Here is a 14065-nt window from a genome sequence, read left to right as displayed (position 1 = left end):
GGTCGGGAAAGTTTAACGGCCGGAGCGCGAACTGCCGATCTCCCCACTCGTGGGGAGATGGCCGGCAGGCCAGAGGGGGGCGCGCAGGAACGCCGCCTTAACAAGAAACGGAGAAAGACATGGAAACCATCGGCTTCATCGGACTCGGCATTATGGGCGCGCCGATGGCGGGGCATCTGCTCAATGCTGGCTATCACCTCGTCGCCAGCGACCACCGCTCGAAACCGCCGGCGGATCTGGTCACCAGGGGATTAAAGACCATCACCGGCCATGACGCTGTCGCCCGTGCCGCCGACATTGTCATCACCATGGTTCCCGACACACCGCAGGTCGCCGACGTGCTGTTCGGCCAAAACGGCGTCGCATCCGGCCTGAAAAGAGGCAAGCTGGTCATCGACATGAGCTCGATCTCGCCGATCGAGACCAAGGCCTTTGCAAGAAAGGTCAACGATCTCGGCTGCGACTATCTCGATGCGCCGGTGTCGGGCGGCGAGGTCGGCGCCAAAGCGGCATCGCTGACCATCATGGTCGGCGGCGAGGAAACAGCCTTCGAACGCGCCAGGCCCATCTTCGAGAGGATGGGCAAGAACATCACTTTGGTCGGGCCCAACGGCGTCGGCCAGACCACCAAGGTCGCCAATCAGATCGTCGTCGCGCTGACCATCGAGGCCGTCGCCGAAGCGCTTGTCTTTGCTTCAAAAGCCGGCGCCGACCCGGCCAAGGTCAGGCAAGCGCTGATGGGCGGGCTGGCCGCCTCGCGCATCCTGGAAGTGCACGGCGAGCGCATGATCAAGCGCACCTTCGCACCCGGCTTCCGCATCGAACTCCACCAGAAGGATCTCAATCTCGCGCTGGAAGGCGCGAAAGCCCTCGGCGTGGCGCTGCCCAACACCTCAACGACGCAGCAATTGTTCAATTCCTGCGCCGCTAATGGCGGGGCCAAGGAGGATCACTCGGCGCTTGTTCGAGCGCTGGAGCGGATGGCGGGATGTGAAGTAGGGAAGTAGGGAATAGGAGAGAATAAGGGAGTAGAGACGTGCAGTTAGCGAATACCGTGAATATGCTTTCCCCTACTCCCTTATTCCCCTATTCCCTAACCTAGAAACTTCCTCGCCGCATAAAGCGCCACCGCCGCCGCATTCGACACGTTGAGCGAGCGGATGGCGCCGGGCATGTCGAGCCGGGCCAGCGTCGTCACCGTCTCGCGCGTCTTCTGGCGCAGGCCCTTGCCTTCGGCGCCGAGCACCAGCGCTATTCTGTCGCCCGAAAAACTCTTTTCAAGCTCCGCCGGTCCATCCGAATCGAGACCGATGGTCTGGAATCCGGCATCGTGCAGCTGGCCGAGCGCATCGGCGAGGTTCTTTACCTCGATCTGGTCGATATGCTCGAGCGCGCCGGAGGCCGACTTCGCCAGCACGCCGGATTCCTGCGGGCTGTGGCGCGCCGTGGTGATCAGTGCGCCGGCACCGAAGGCCACCGCCGAGCGCAGGATCGCGCCGACATTGTGCGGATCGGTGATCTGGTCGAGCACCAGCACCAACCTGGTGTCGCCGAGCGCATCGAGGCGTTTCGGTTTCAGCGGCTCGGCCTCGATCAGCACGCCCTGGTGCACGGCATCCGAGCCGGTGACCTTGTCGATGTCCCTGGGTTCGACCAACTCCGCCTTGAAGGGCAAAGCGCCGAGATCGGCGATTGCCAGCCGCTCGGCAGCGTTGCGCGTCACCAGCATTTTCTTGATCTTGCGGCGCGGATTGTCGAGTGCGGCCCGCACCGTGTGCAGCCCGTAAAGCCGCACCAGCCCGTCCGCCGCGTTCTCGCCGGGCGGCACCGGCTGGCGTGGCCTGAACGCCGGCGCGCCGCCGCTCTTCTCGTCGCGATGCGCGCGGCGCAGCTTGGCGTAGTGGGTATCTTTCGGGGTCTTCGATTTGTTATCGTTGCTCATGGCGGCCTCTATAGCCGTGTCGTCCGGCGATGGATACAGCTGCACAAGGTGCTTGTCAGGCGAGGTGCGAAATTCAACGCTTTTTGCCGGGCTGTTGTGGTTGACAGTTTTGGGCGCTGCCGCCATAAGGCGCTTCGCGGAAGGGCTGCTTTGGCGGCCGCGACGCGTCGATGCCTCGTTGCATGGCTCCGGCGGCAGACTGGAGAGGTGCCCGAGTGGTTAAAGGGGACGGACTGTAAATCCGTTGGCTATGCCTACGTTGGTTCAAATCCAACCCTCTCCACCACTGCCGGCCCGGAAGCCCTGAAACGCAGAGCGAGCGTCGGAGCGTATCCGATGCTTGACTGAAAGGCGCGGGTATAGCTCAGTGGTAGAGCAGCAGCCTTCCAAGCTGAATATGCGGGTTCGATTCCCGCTACCCGCTCCAGATTTCCCGCAGCCGCGGCGTCCCTCGCGCACGATCCCGAAGCAGGCACCGCCAAGTGAAGCGCTTTGCCGATAATTCAAAGTGTTGGTTGCGCGTCCAGACGGACGCGCAACGACCTCAATCCGTTGTTTTATGCATGTCGTTGTACCAAACCGCAGGGGGTGTTGGGCGACATGCCTTAACTCGCGAATTTGCTGAATATGGACGCGAGCTGGTTCTGCTGCGGCACTTGCCCGTTCGGCGTCAGCTGGTCGACAAGCCCTGGCAAGGCTGCGGACAGTTGCTTGAGCAGGTCCTGCTGGTTCAGCCCCGTCCTTTGCGCGATCTCCTGAATGATTTGTGGCCCGAGAGCGCTGCCCAGATCGCTGGGGTTGATCGGCTGGTTCTGACCGGTACCGACCCACGAATTGGCGACGTTGCCGTGGCCGGCGTCCTTCAGTTTGTCGAGCAGGCCGCCCAGACCGCCGAGCAGGCCGCCATCGGCAGATGCTGTTGTATCAGGCGGGACGGGGGCAGGGCTTTGCGTTGCCTCCGGCTGGGCGGAACTTCCACCGCTCAGCATTTTTCCCACCAAAAGTGCGCCGAGCGCGATCATCAGCGGCTTGGCGACGTTGCCGCCGGGAACGGCATTGTCAAACAGTCCCATTGTGGATCTCCATGTCAAATTGCCCGTCCGTCTCCGACAATGACGCATCCATGGCGAATTTCAAGCCGGTTTGAGCTTTCCGTAATCATGATTTTCAAGTTGGCTTGAGCTTTGCTTAATAATGTGGAAGTAATCGAGCGCGGGGAACGGAGAGGAAAAATGTCAATATTAAGCTGGATTATTCTCGGCGTCATCGCCGGCTTCATAGGCAGCAAGATCGTCAATAAAAGCGGGCAAGGCCTTGTGCTCGACATCGTGCTCGGGATTGTCGGGGCCATCGTCGGAGGGCTCATCTTCAGCGCGTTTGGCGCGTCGGGCGTTACCGGGCTCAACATCTATAGCCTGATCGTAGCCGTGGTCGGTGCCGTGGTTGTCCTCTGGGCCTATCATCAGTTCAGCGGCAAGAGGGCTCTATAGAAGCCGTCCGGCAGTTGCGTCGGCATTCGGGTGAATGCCGACCGCCTATCTGATCCTTCTGAGGATTTCGCGGATCAGCGTGTTGAGGCCGGCTTCCAGCCCTCTCACCATGATCGGCCATAGTTCCTCCAGCAATCGCTGCCATACGGCATCCCGCCCAATCCTCACCGGCAGATTTGGCATCGAGCTCATTGCCGCCGTCACGTCGCGGCGCAGCCGCTCGCCGCAGCCGCTTGCGCCGCTGATCGTCGGATCGAAAGGCAGCCGGGTGAAATCCCATTTTCCGCGTTGCTCGATGCCGAGATTGCTTTCGACCTCGGCGTGCGAGAGCACCGTTTTGGGCGTGACCTTGATGCGGTAATATTTGCAGAGTTCGGCGACAACCGCGGTCATCGCGTCCCACTGCGCCCTGGTCATCGGATAGCGGCCGGCATCGAACGGCCTTTCCTCCGCCCCGGCCATGCAACAGAGCGAAACCCCGATCGAGCCGCCGTTGCAGTTGAGCGTGTGCGCGGCATATCCCGGTTTTACCCGGCCGGAATTGAGCGCGATCGAAGGCCGGCCCCTGACCAGACGGCCATTCCCCTCGACCAGTATGTGATATGCATCCTTCTCGGTATCGCCGGCCGAATGCGAGCCCGCCGTCCAATGGCAAATGACGCGCCTCATCGCAACATTGGGCAACCACTCGGGCGGTAATGCCACAGAAAATCCCCGCGACATAGGTTCGGTGACGGAGCACAGTATAGTTTCTTTGGCGACGGACGGGAAAACGAAACGATAATTTGGTTGAGCGTTTTCTAACGGTCAGCTATTCGTCGGCATCTCCAGCGACCACGTGTTCTTCATATTGCGGCAGGTCGTCGGTGATCGTGAACCACTTCGCCTTGGAGCCGACAAAGATGTGCTGCGTCGGGCGGATGGTCGGCTCGTCGACCAGGGTTCCCATGGCGACATGCACGAAGGCACCGCCGCGGACCACCGAATAGAGCAACGAGCCGCAAGTCTTGCAGTGCGCGTTATGGCCGGTTTCGTCGCCGAAGATCATGAGATTGTCCTCGCCCCTGGTCAGGCTCAGCCTGTCGCGTTCGATGCCGGCGAATGGCTTGAACGCCGAACCGGTGGTGCGCCGGCAGTTCGAGCAGTGGCAGTTCGCGGCATAGATGAACGCGTCCGCCACCGCATACTGAACGGCGCCGCACAGGCACTTTCCGGTGAGCGTGCGGTTGCTTGCATTCTGGTTGCTTTCCGGGCTTGCCATGCGCTTCTCCACTTCCGCTCTAGGCGACGACAGTCAACCGGCGCTTGCGCTCGTCGAGCGAGACGATTGTCAACCCGCTGGCCACCACCAGCAGGATACCGCAGATGGCCAGCGCATTCGGGAGTTGCCGGAATACCACCAGGCCCGAAATCACCGCCCAGACGGTGAAGCAATAGTAGAACGGCGCCACCACGCTGGTCGGCCCGACGCGATAGGCCATGAAGATGAAGAAGTGGCCGAAGATCAGGAACAGTCCGGCCCCCGCCATCAGCAGCAGGTGATGGGTTTCAGGCACGACCCACTGCTCGGAAAGCAGATGCGCGACGCCAGCGCCGGCGAGCACCACGACCACCGCGGAAATGGCAACAACCATCCCCGGCACCTCGGCGGCGACCTTGCGTCCCGCCAGATCGCGTGCCGCGGACAGAGCGGCATTGCCCAGCGCCAGCAGGGCGTAGACCGAAATCCCCTGCATCGTCGGTTGTGCCACCATCACCGCGCCGATAAAGCCAAGGCCGATCAGCGCCAGCCGCACCCCGCCGATCCGTTCGCCAAACAGGATCGAGGAGCCGACCAGCATCAGCAAGGGTGTGATCTGCCCAAGCGCGGTCGAATCGGCGATCTGCATGTTGGCGAGCGCCACCACGTAGCAAAGGATAGCACCCAGTTCGAGCAGGTTCCTGCGCAACACCTTCGCGTCGAGGATCAGCGGGATCTGCTTGCCATAGCCCAGCATGAACAGCAGCGGAATGCCCCACAATGTTGCCGCAGCGCCGCGCAGGAACAGCACCTCATAGGGCGGCAGTCCCGCGGTTGCGAGCTTCATCATCGTGTCGTTCACGATGTAGGACCCGGTCGAAACGACCATGAACAGCGGGCCTCGGATGGCAGTCGGGATGAAATGCATGGGCCGACGAAATCAGACCGGCGCAGCAGCGGCAATGGGCCAGCGGCAAGCGAACGGATTTCCAGCGGCAAGCGAACGGATTATGGCTTCAATTCACGTTGAGCGCTCCAGCCCGCGAAGCCAAGCGTGTCGGAAAAGCCTGCCATGCGCGGCCGACCACCAGGCCTGACACAAGCAGCGCCGAGAGAAAGGCGGTGGCCAGGTGGTCCGAGGGGCCCGAGACGAGCAGAATTCCGGCAGCGATCACGACAGCGCTTTCTTTCGCCGAAAATCCTGATTTTCCTAGAAACGCCAGCGGGATGGCAAGAGCCACGAAATCATAGATGAACGCGTAAGGCGAAGCGAGAATCGTCACGGTTGCGAGCGCTGCTGCCTTGACGTCGAACGCCACTTTTTGACGCCATATCCAGACAATGCCGGCGCTCAGAACTGCGATGAGCAGGCCCTGCGCGGTCCATGCGAGCGTCCAATTCCACCCAAGCGCGCGGACAAAACCGTAGAGGCTTTGAAGCTTGGAGAAGTCAGCCCTACCATCGACGAGAATGGTGCCGTTGACCTTGGCGGCGGCATCGAAGAAATCGGACCAAATCTCGGCGCCGAAGAGGCCGATGGAAAGCATGATCATGACGGTGGTGGAAACAGCGGCCCAACCGATCACTCGCCAAAAGCCTCCGGCGATGAGCGCAAGCGGGATCATCAGACCGAATTGCGGCTTATAGGTGAGCAGGCCGAAGCAGAGGCCGGCCAGCGCGGGGCGTTTTTCGATCGAGGCGATGGCTGCGCCAAGCAACGCAGCGGTAATGAAGCCGTTTTGGCCGACCACGGTATTCCAAAGCACGGGGGGCCAGGCCATGGCTGCCAGAATCGCAACGCGCGTGTTCCCGATCAGCCGTATGGCGGCGGCGTAGAGCGTTATCCCGGTCGCCATCCATGCAACCAATGCAGCCGGATAGGATAGCAACGCCAGTGCGGCGGTCACGATCAGGAAAGTCGGAGGATACTGCCATGAAAAATAGCCGTCGAAGGTAGCACCGCTTTCAGCGGTCGCGATGCTCTTGTGCAGGTCCCAATTATAGGCATCGGCGGCATGGCCTTGCAGGACAAGCTTGCCAGCCCCCCAGAATGCGATGAAGTCGGTCGCCAGCGGCCGCCCGTTTTCGTCGAACAGCCAGCTGCCGATCAATATCGAAATGCCAAGCACGCCGATGTAAGTGCAGATCAAGCCGCATATGGCCAGATAGATCAGACGTTGCAGGTTCTGCCCTGTCGCGATGGTGGCAATCCGCATGATGCTCATTTACCCGCAAGTGCCCAGGCGCCATTCTGCTCCAGTGTCATTAAGCCAGTCTCATTAAGGGAGTGTCATTAAGGGTTTGTGGCGCCTCCGGCCTTGGGTCGTGCCCATCTTACATTTCCGTCTTGCCATTCCCATATCGGCCACATCCCCTAAATCGGATCATGGGTTCGAACCGAGTGAGCCGCGCTCAGCCACAAGGCACTTGTGTTTTTCGGCCTTAGTCGCTAATCGCCCCGCATTCGACTGAACTGAAGGTCCAGGCCGTCCTTAGGCCGTCCAAGGAAAGAGACTATGGCAAAAGGTAAATTCGAGCGCACTAAGCCTCATGTGAACATTGGCACGATTGGTCACGTCGACCACGGCAAGACGTCGCTGACGGCGGCGATCACCAAGTATTTTGGCGAATACAAGCGCTACGACCAGATCGATGCGGCGCCGGAAGAAAAGGCACGCGGCATCACCATTTCGACGGCACACGTCGAATACGAGACGGCTGCCCGCCACTATGCCCATGTCGACTGCCCCGGCCACGCCGACTATGTGAAGAACATGATCACCGGTGCCGCGCAGATGGACGGCGCGATCCTGGTCGTGTCGGCCGCCGACGGCCCGATGCCGCAGACCCGCGAGCACATCCTTTTGGCCCGCCAGGTCGGCGTGCCGTCGATCGTGGTGTTCTTGAACAAGGTCGACCAGGTCGACGACGCCGAGCTGCTCGAGCTGGTCGAGCTCGAGGTGCGTGAGCTTTTGACCAAGAACGAGTTCCCCGGCGACGACATTCCGATCGTCAAGGGTTCGGCGCTTGCCGCACTTGAAGATTCTGACAAGAAGATCGGCGAGGACGCGATCCGCGAATTGATGGCGGCGGTCGATGCCTACATCCCGACGCCGGTTCGTCCGCTCGACAAGCCGTTCCTGATGCCGATCGAGGACGTGTTCTCGATTTCGGGCCGCGGCACGGTGGTGACCGGCCGCGTCGAGCGCGGCGTCGTCAAGGTCGGCGAGGAGCTGGAGATCATCGGCATCCGTCCGACCACCAAGACGACCTGCACGGGCGTCGAGATGTTCCGCAAGCTGCTCGACCAGGGCCAGGCCGGCGACAACATCGGCGCGCTGTTGCGCGGTGTCGACCGTGAAGGCGTCGAGCGCGGCCAGGTTCTGGCCAAGCCCGGCACCGTCAAGCCGCACAAGAAGTTCGTCGCCGAAGCCTACATCTTGACCAAGGACGAGGGCGGCCGTCACACGCCGTTCTTCACCAACTACCGTCCGCAGTTCTATTTCCGCACGACGGATGTGACCGGCATCGTGTCGCTGCCGGAAGGCACCGAGATGGTGATGCCGGGCGATAACATCACCGTCGATGTCGAGCTGATCGTGCCGATCGCCATGGAAGAGAAGCTGCGCTTCGCCATCCGTGAAGGCGGCCGCACCGTCGGTGCCGGCATCGTCGTCACCATCAAAGAGTAATCAACGCCGGCGTTGCCGGTCGAGATCGAATGCGAAAGGGCGGTCTTCGGGCCGCCTTTTTGATTCGAATAGATTAACCGCCTTGCTTCAAATCCTGTTGCAAGCGCCTCTGCCGTAACTAGTATAGGTTGCATCGAGGGGGCTGCCCGAATGGTTCCATGGCGCCGTTTGCATAGTCAGGCATTGTGGTCGTTAGGGCTGATCTGCCTGGTGTCGTTGCTCGCCTTGGGCCACGCTGCCTTCGCAGCCGATGCCAAGAAATCCACGCCGGAAAAATCCACGCCGGATCTCGGCCCGACGATGCGGTTCGTTGTCGTCCGCAGCAGCGCGCCGGGCTGCGAGCCGACCTGTCCGGAATGGATATCGGCGGAAGGCTCGATAGAAGCCGGCACGCCGGCCCTGTTCAAACGCACGCTGAAGGCGCTTGGCGGCCGAAAGCTGCCGATCGTCGTCGATTCCCCCGGCGGCAATGTCGAAGCGGCGCTGACACTTGGTCGCCTGATCCGCAAGAACAAGCTCGATATCGCCGTCGGCAAAACCCGGTTCGTCGGCTGTCTGCCAGATGTGAAAAACTGCAAGGAAAAGGACGGCAAGGGCGCCCGTTATTTCGGCAATGCCTATGCCGACGGCGCCATCTGCAATTCCGCCTGTCCGTTGATGTTTTCCGGTGGCATCCGGCGCGTGGTCGGGGAATGGGCCTTTCTCGGCGTCCATCAGATCACCACGACCTATATCCGGACGAAATTGCTGTACCGCACCACCTACCGCGTGGTGAAGGGTAAGAAGAAGATCCTCAGCACCAAGGTCGTCAGCCGGAAGAACGCCGGCAGCTACAAGACCTACGAGATGAACAAGCCGCTGGAGCGGAAGCTGGCGGCCTATCTGAAGGAGATGGGCGTCGGCCTGGGCGTGCTCGAGACCATGAAAGGCACGCCGGCCAGCAGCATCCAGCAACTGGTTCCCTACGACATGCTGCAAATGAATCTCGTCACCAGCTTGGATGCCGTCGACCTGCTGACCGCGCCAACCCTATGCAAATCCGATCCGTTGCCGGCGAGTTGTAGGGAGCTGCCGGCGCCGGCGAATGTCGCGAAGCCGGCCGGCGAAGTGGTGGCGAACGCCGAGCCTGCACCCGCAGGGCACGAAACCACGCGGCCGAAGGAGGCCGCAGACATGCGCTTCGTCCTGGTCCGCGGCAGCAATCCGCTTTGCAATCCCAACTGCCCGGAATGGATCTCGGCCGAAGGCACAATTACCGCCGACACGCCCGAAAAACTGCGCCAACTGCTGGACGGCGTCGGCGACCGGCGTCTGCCCATCGTCATCAACTCGCCGGGTGGTGATGTGCTCGGTGCTTTGGCGGCCGGAAGGCTGATCCGCGAACGCAAGCTCGACGTCACCGTGGCGCGGACAGATTTCATTGGCTGCGAACCGCGGCAGGCCGACTGCACGGCCGAAGACGGCGTCTATAACGGACTGACGGTCGATGCTGGCGGCGCGTGCGGCTCGGCCTGTCCGATCATGCTCGCCGGCGGTGTCAAACGCCTCGTCGGCCCGCGTGCACAGTTGAGCGTGCATTCGGTAGGGCAGGAGCAAAAGGTCAAGGCCTATCTCGAGGACATGGCCATCGGCCCCGGTCTGTTTACCGCAATTCAGCTGAATTCAGTCGAACGGCAGCTCGAACTCGACAGGATGCTGAAATACGGGCTGACAACCGGGCATCAATCGGCAGACGAATTGACAGGCCCCGGCATCTGCAGATCGGAGCCACAGCCCGAGAACTGCCGCGAAGCCTCGGGCGCCAAGGCTCAGGCCAGCACGCCGGTCAAATCGTAAGGCGGGCTTGATAGCTGCGAGCTGATCGTGCCGATCGCCATGGAAGAGAAGCTGCGCTTCGCCATCCGTGAAGGCGGCCGCACCGTCGGTGCTGGCGTCGTCGTCACCATTATAGAGTGATCGGCGCCGGCATTGCCGGTCGATGCGAAAGGGCGGTCTTCGGGCCGCCTTTTTCGCTTACTGACTCGAGGCAGAACAATCTTGCGCGGGTGTTTCAAAGCTATTGCAACCACCATTGCCGCAACTATTATAGGTTGCATCAAGGGGGCTTTTGCCAAGCGTGGTTTCGGGACGCCGTTTAGATAGCGTGGCAAGGTGGTGGCGCGGGCTGCTGGTTATTGCCATGGCGATGGCTGCCTTCGCCGCAAAGGCCGAGGATGTCTTCCCGAAATGGTCCGATCCGACGACTTGGACCGATCCGAAGCTATTTATCCGATGATCTCTCGCCGATGCGATTCGTCGTCGTGCGCAGCAACGCGACCGGCTGCGAGTCTAACTGTCCGGAATGGATTTCGGCAGAAGGCGCCATCGAAGCGGGCACGCCAGCGCAGTTCAAGCGCATATTGAAGACGCTCGGCCGCCGCAAACTGCCGATCATCGTCAATTCCCCGGGCGGCAATGTCGATGCTGCGCTCCAGCTTGGTCGAATAATCCGCAAAAACAAGCTCGATATCGCCGTCGGTACGACCAAGTTTTCCGATTGTTGGCCCGGGATGAAAGATTGCCGGGCCAATGACGGCAAGGGCGCAGCATATTTCGGCATTGCGTCTGACGGGGGTGCCATGTGCAACTCCGCATGTCCGCTGATGTTTGCCGGAGGCGTCGGACGCGTGGTCGGCGGTTGGGCCTATCTAGGCGTCCATCAGATCACTACGACCTATTTCCGCACAACACGGCACTATCGAACCACCTATCGAGTTGTGCGGGGCAAAAAATATAGGATCACCACAGAAACCATCACTCAAGACAATGCCGGCTACAAGACCTATGAGATGAGCAAGGCGCTTGAGAGGAAACTTTCGGCCTATCTCAGGGACATGGGTGTCGGACGGGGCGTAATCGACAGAATGAAGGCCACGCCCGCCAGCGACATCCGGCAGATCGCCCTCGACGACATGCTGACGATGAAGCTGATCACCAGCAGGGACTCCCTCGACATACTTACGCAGGCGGGCATATGCCAGCGGAGTCCTGCGCCGCCGAACTGCAGGGAGGTCCCTGCGAATGCCAAGCCGGCCAAGGTGGCAGCAATCGAAGCGAAGGCCGGACCGTCTCAGCCGGCTCAAGTCCCACTTTCTCACCTGGCCAAGGAGGCACCTGCTCAGCCGGTCGAGGCAGTGCCAGGAAACGAGGCGCCGGACAAGGGCTTCATACTCGTTCGCGGCAGCGATCCGATGTGCGAGCCCCACTGCCCGGAATGGATGTGGGCTCGGCCGCTCGTGGCAGTGCCGGGGAACGGGGCACCCGAGATGCGCTTCGTTGTGGTTCGCCGCAGCAATTCGTCCTGCAATCCCGACTGCCCGGAATGGATCTCGGCACAAGGCGTAATCACGAGCCAAACCCCGCAGAAGCTGGGCCAGTTGCTCGCTACGCTTGGCAGCCGGCGGCTGCCTATAGTGGTGAGCTCGCGAGGCGGCGACTTGTTCAGCGCTCTGGCGATGGGGCGACTTATCCGTGAAAAGAAGCTCGACGTCGCCGTTGCCCGTACCGATTTCGTTGGCTGCGACCCGGAAGAGTGGAATTGCTTGGCCAAAGATGGCGCCTATGCCGGAGTGGCCAGCGATGCGAAAGGCGACTGCGATTCGGCCTGCGCGCTGATGCTGGCTGGGGGCGTCAGGCGGCTTGTCGGTCCACGGGCGCTACTCAGCCTTTACCTGATGGGACAAGCCCAGCTGATCAAGGCTTACCTTGACGAGATGGCAATCAACCGTGATCTGTTCATGACGCTTCAGCGCATTTCGGTCGAGCGTCAGCTCGAACCTGACGTGATGCTGAGGGCCGGACTGACGACTGGGCCGCAATCAGTGGACGAGCTGACCGGTGCCACCCTGTGCAGATCGGTGCCGAAGCCTGACAATTGCCGCGTGGTGCTCTCGCCCAATGCGCAGGCCGAGGCGCCCGCCAAATTGTAGGGGCGCGTCGGTTTCGGAAGCTGGCCATCGAGACAGGTTGAGCGATGCTGGATGTTTCCGCTATCGTCCGGCGTGGTAGAAGACCAGCCAGGCGAGGGATCGCAAATGAGCCAGGACGTCCCGACATTGTTCGAATGGGCCGGCGGCACCGAAGCGCTGAACCGCCTGACCCAGACCTTCTACGACAACGTCTCTCGGGATCCCATTGTCGGGCCGGTGTTCAAGCATATGTCGGCGGACCATCCGGCCCACGTCGCGGCCTTCATCGGCGAAGTTTTCGGTGGACCGAAAGCCTACAGCGAAAAGCATGGCGGCCATCGCGAGATGGTGATGCATCATCTTGGCAAGCATCTGACCGAGGAGCAGCGCCGGCGCTGGATCAATCTCCTCGCCGACGCCGCCGACGAGATCGGGCTGCCTGACGATCCCGAATTCCGCTCGGCCTTCATGGCCTATATCGAATGGGGATCGCGGCTGGCCAAGATGAACTCCAACAAAGGTCCGACCTGCGATCCCGAGGCGGAACCAATGCCGGTCTGGGGTTGGGGCGTGCCGGGCGGCCCCTACAAGCCGCCTTCGGGAAACTGACCGGGCGTGAATCGGTCGAAAACCCTGCCGGCCAGGAAAACGGGTGGCTATGGAGGTCTCGGTCCTCCAGGCTAACGGTTTAAAGTCGCCGTCGACTGGCGGGGCCTCACTGAAAACCGGAGACTTTGCGATGAGATCGGAAGGCAAGAAAAATTCAGGCAGCACCTTTGACGGCAACCGCGGAACCCGAAACCCGTTCGGTGTCATGGATGTCCCCACTCCCGACGACGAGGAGGTGTCGGCGTTCGCCGCCGGCGTAAAACTGGAGGGAGCTGCAAGCGATGAAAACGCCGAAGCCTGGGGCACCGAAAGCGACGGCGACCGCAACGACACCATCGAAGGCAGGTGGTCCAGCCGATGGAACGGCGGTGCCGACCCCACGATTCCAGGCGATAGCAAGGGTAAATGGAAGTCTGGCCGGGGCGAGCTGACGACGGCGGGAGAGAGAGTTTACCTACTGTTCGATTGGCATGATGGCGTGCGCAAGGGGCTCATTGATGCGCGGCGCGTCAGTGCGAAAGGGCTGGTTGGAAAATATATCAATCTGACCGACCCACAAATCGTGCGTCCCTGGGTCGGTTTGGTCGTCAGCAATCAACGGATCGACGGGAAATGGCCGGGAGGACGCCTCGACTTTCGAAGATGAAGGCTGGGCAGCGCACACCGCTCTTTACAGAGCGCGCGGAAGCTTTTAGGAAGCGCCTGCTGCGCCGACATGCGCATACGGGCATAGCTCAGTTGGTAGAGCGGCGGTCTCCAAAACCGCAGGTCGTAGGTTCGAGCCCTGCTGCCCGTGCCATTCCTACGAATGGATACCTAAAAAACGATTCTTTTGCAGCGCAGCCTTTGAAAACCGGCTTGTGACTTGCCATATAGCATAAGTTGCGGCATAAGGGCCGCATAGCCGGGACGGGACGACTGGATGGTTCCGAGGCGGCGTTTGGTCATAAAGCGGACACTTGCCACTTGCGTGGATCAAGAATCGGTTTTATGTAGACGAAACAGACACGCGACGCGTGGAGCTGGGAAGCCGGCTTTACGCGTCTGATTTGCATGGGCGAAATGATTGCGCTGATTCGGCGCGAACGCACGCTCAAGCGGCACGTCCCGGCCAGCGGGATCATCCAGGAGACCCGGCCAACGGG

The 14065-nt window shown here is 61.2% G+C and carries 13 protein-coding genes, 3 tRNA genes and 1 pseudogene; 11 read left to right on the top strand and 6 right to left on the bottom strand.

Annotation, left to right across the window (positions count from 1 at the left end; all coding sequences use genetic code 11):
- Window positions 1–119 precede the first annotated feature (119 nt).
- The gene (locus NKI22_RS11000; protein WP_352484573.1) at window positions 120–1007 is read left to right on the top strand and encodes a 2-hydroxy-3-oxopropionate reductase; all 888 of its coding nucleotides are present in this window, start codon (window positions 120–122) and stop codon (window positions 1005–1007) included.
- A gap of 86 nt (window positions 1008–1093) precedes the next feature.
- On the opposite strand, the gene NKI22_RS10995 is transcribed toward NKI22_RS11000, so the two are convergent.
- Complete coding sequence (locus NKI22_RS10995) at window positions 1094–1942, bottom strand: TrmH family RNA methyltransferase (RefSeq protein WP_023717511.1); 849 nt, start codon at window positions 1940–1942, stop codon at window positions 1094–1096.
- 201 nt (window positions 1943–2143) lie between these two features.
- On the opposite strand from NKI22_RS10995, the gene NKI22_RS10990 reads away from it, so the two are divergent.
- A tRNA-Tyr gene (locus NKI22_RS10990) sits at window positions 2144–2228 on the top strand.
- 67 nt (window positions 2229–2295) lie between these two features.
- Window positions 2296–2369 (top strand) — tRNA-Gly (locus NKI22_RS10985).
- Between the two features lie 178 nt (window positions 2370–2547).
- On the opposite strand, the gene NKI22_RS10980 is transcribed toward NKI22_RS10985, so the two are convergent.
- Window positions 2548–3015 carry a YidB family protein gene (locus NKI22_RS10980; RefSeq protein ID WP_023717512.1) on the bottom strand — a complete coding sequence of 156 codons (468 nt, stop codon included), beginning with the start codon at window positions 3013–3015 and terminating at the stop codon, window positions 2548–2550.
- Between the two features lie 159 nt (window positions 3016–3174).
- Here NKI22_RS10980 and NKI22_RS10975 point away from each other — a divergent pair, with 159 nt between their 5' ends.
- Window positions 3175–3432, top strand: coding sequence for a GlsB/YeaQ/YmgE family stress response membrane protein (locus tag NKI22_RS10975; protein ID WP_023717513.1), 258 nt, complete (start codon window positions 3175–3177; stop codon window positions 3430–3432).
- 45 nt (window positions 3433–3477) lie between these two features.
- Here the strand turns inward: NKI22_RS10975 and NKI22_RS10970 are convergent, their stop codons facing one another.
- The 4 genes from NKI22_RS10970 to NKI22_RS10955 form a co-directional block, all read right to left on the bottom strand.
- Window positions 3478–4101, bottom strand: coding sequence for a peptidoglycan recognition protein family protein (locus NKI22_RS10970; protein WP_023717514.1), 624 nt, complete (start codon window positions 4099–4101; stop codon window positions 3478–3480).
- A 142-nt stretch (window positions 4102–4243) separates the two neighbouring features.
- Window positions 4244–4693, bottom strand: coding sequence for a GFA family protein (locus tag NKI22_RS10965; protein ID WP_023717515.1), 450 nt, complete (start codon window positions 4691–4693; stop codon window positions 4244–4246).
- A gap of 19 nt (window positions 4694–4712) precedes the next feature.
- The gene (locus NKI22_RS10960; RefSeq protein ID WP_023717516.1) at window positions 4713–5600 is read right to left on the bottom strand and encodes a DMT family transporter; all 888 of its coding nucleotides are present in this window, start codon (window positions 5598–5600) and stop codon (window positions 4713–4715) included.
- An 88-nt stretch (window positions 5601–5688) separates the two neighbouring features.
- The gene (locus tag NKI22_RS10955; protein WP_051409608.1) at window positions 5689–6897 is read right to left on the bottom strand and encodes a glycosyltransferase family 87 protein; all 1209 of its coding nucleotides are present in this window, start codon (window positions 6895–6897) and stop codon (window positions 5689–5691) included.
- A 291-nt stretch (window positions 6898–7188) separates the two neighbouring features.
- Here NKI22_RS10955 and tuf point away from each other — a divergent pair, with 291 nt between their 5' ends.
- From tuf to NKI22_RS10920, 7 genes and pseudogenes are all read left to right on the top strand, one after another.
- Window positions 7189–8364: an elongation factor Tu gene (tuf, locus tag NKI22_RS10950; protein WP_127294065.1), complete on the top strand. Its 1176-nt coding sequence runs from the start codon at window positions 7189–7191 to the stop codon at window positions 8362–8364.
- 150 nt (window positions 8365–8514) lie between these two features.
- Window positions 8515–10200 carry a COG3904 family protein gene (locus tag NKI22_RS10945; RefSeq protein WP_023721630.1) on the top strand — a complete coding sequence of 562 codons (1686 nt, stop codon included), beginning with the start codon at window positions 8515–8517 and terminating at the stop codon, window positions 10198–10200.
- Window positions 10201–10221: 21 nt separating this feature from the next.
- Window positions 10222–10320, top strand: a pseudogene (locus NKI22_RS10940) (EF-Tu C-terminal domain-related protein); the annotation flags it as partial.
- Between the two features lie 329 nt (window positions 10321–10649).
- On the top strand, window positions 10650–12332 hold the full coding sequence (locus tag NKI22_RS10935; RefSeq protein ID WP_031194759.1) for a COG3904 family protein: 1683 nt from the start codon (window positions 10650–10652) through the stop codon (window positions 12330–12332).
- A 105-nt stretch (window positions 12333–12437) separates the two neighbouring features.
- Window positions 12438–12920 (top strand): group II truncated hemoglobin, encoded by a 483-nt coding sequence (locus NKI22_RS10930; RefSeq protein WP_352792041.1) that lies wholly within the window; start codon window positions 12438–12440, stop codon window positions 12918–12920.
- 130 nt (window positions 12921–13050) lie between these two features.
- Complete coding sequence (locus NKI22_RS10925) at window positions 13051–13566, top strand: hypothetical protein (RefSeq protein WP_352792042.1); 516 nt, start codon at window positions 13051–13053, stop codon at window positions 13564–13566.
- Between the two features lie 77 nt (window positions 13567–13643).
- Window positions 13644–13719 (top strand) — tRNA-Trp (locus NKI22_RS10920).
- Window positions 13720–14065 lie beyond the last annotated feature (346 nt).

The organism is Mesorhizobium sp. M0778, from assembly GCF_040320105.1.
GTDB lineage: Bacteria > Pseudomonadota > Alphaproteobacteria > Rhizobiales > Rhizobiaceae > Mesorhizobium.
Note: the sequence above shows the minus strand (reverse complement) of the source record. Positions and strands in the feature narration are given on the sequence as shown.

Coding starts and splice junctions, on each gene's coding strand:
- tuf (WP_127294065.1), top strand. CDS start 7,189: ATGGCAAAAGGTAAATTCGAGCGCACTAAGCCTCATGTGAACATTGGC.
- NKI22_RS10925 (WP_352792042.1), top strand. CDS start 13,051: ATGAGATCGGAAGGCAAGAAAAATTCAGGCAGCACCTTTGACGGCAAC.
- NKI22_RS10930 (WP_352792041.1), top strand. CDS start 12,438: ATGAGCCAGGACGTCCCGACATTGTTCGAATGGGCCGGCGGCACCGAA.
- NKI22_RS10935 (WP_031194759.1), top strand. CDS start 10,650: ATGCGATTCGTCGTCGTGCGCAGCAACGCGACCGGCTGCGAGTCTAAC.
- NKI22_RS10995 (WP_023717511.1), bottom strand. CDS start 1,942: ATGAGCAACGATAACAAATCGAAGACCCCGAAAGATACCCACTACGCC.
- NKI22_RS10965 (WP_023717515.1), bottom strand. CDS start 4,693: ATGGCAAGCCCGGAAAGCAACCAGAATGCAAGCAACCGCACGCTCACC.
- NKI22_RS11000 (WP_352484573.1), top strand. CDS start 120: ATGGAAACCATCGGCTTCATCGGACTCGGCATTATGGGCGCGCCGATG.
- NKI22_RS10960 (WP_023717516.1), bottom strand. CDS start 5,600: ATGCATTTCATCCCGACTGCCATCCGAGGCCCGCTGTTCATGGTCGTT.
- NKI22_RS10955 (WP_051409608.1), bottom strand. CDS start 6,897: ATGAGCATCATGCGGATTGCCACCATCGCGACAGGGCAGAACCTGCAA.
- NKI22_RS10970 (WP_023717514.1), bottom strand. CDS start 4,101: ATGAGGCGCGTCATTTGCCATTGGACGGCGGGCTCGCATTCGGCCGGC.
- NKI22_RS10975 (WP_023717513.1), top strand. CDS start 3,175: ATGTCAATATTAAGCTGGATTATTCTCGGCGTCATCGCCGGCTTCATA.
- NKI22_RS10980 (WP_023717512.1), bottom strand. CDS start 3,015: ATGGGACTGTTTGACAATGCCGTTCCCGGCGGCAACGTCGCCAAGCCG.
- NKI22_RS10945 (WP_023721630.1), top strand. CDS start 8,515: ATGGTTCCATGGCGCCGTTTGCATAGTCAGGCATTGTGGTCGTTAGGG.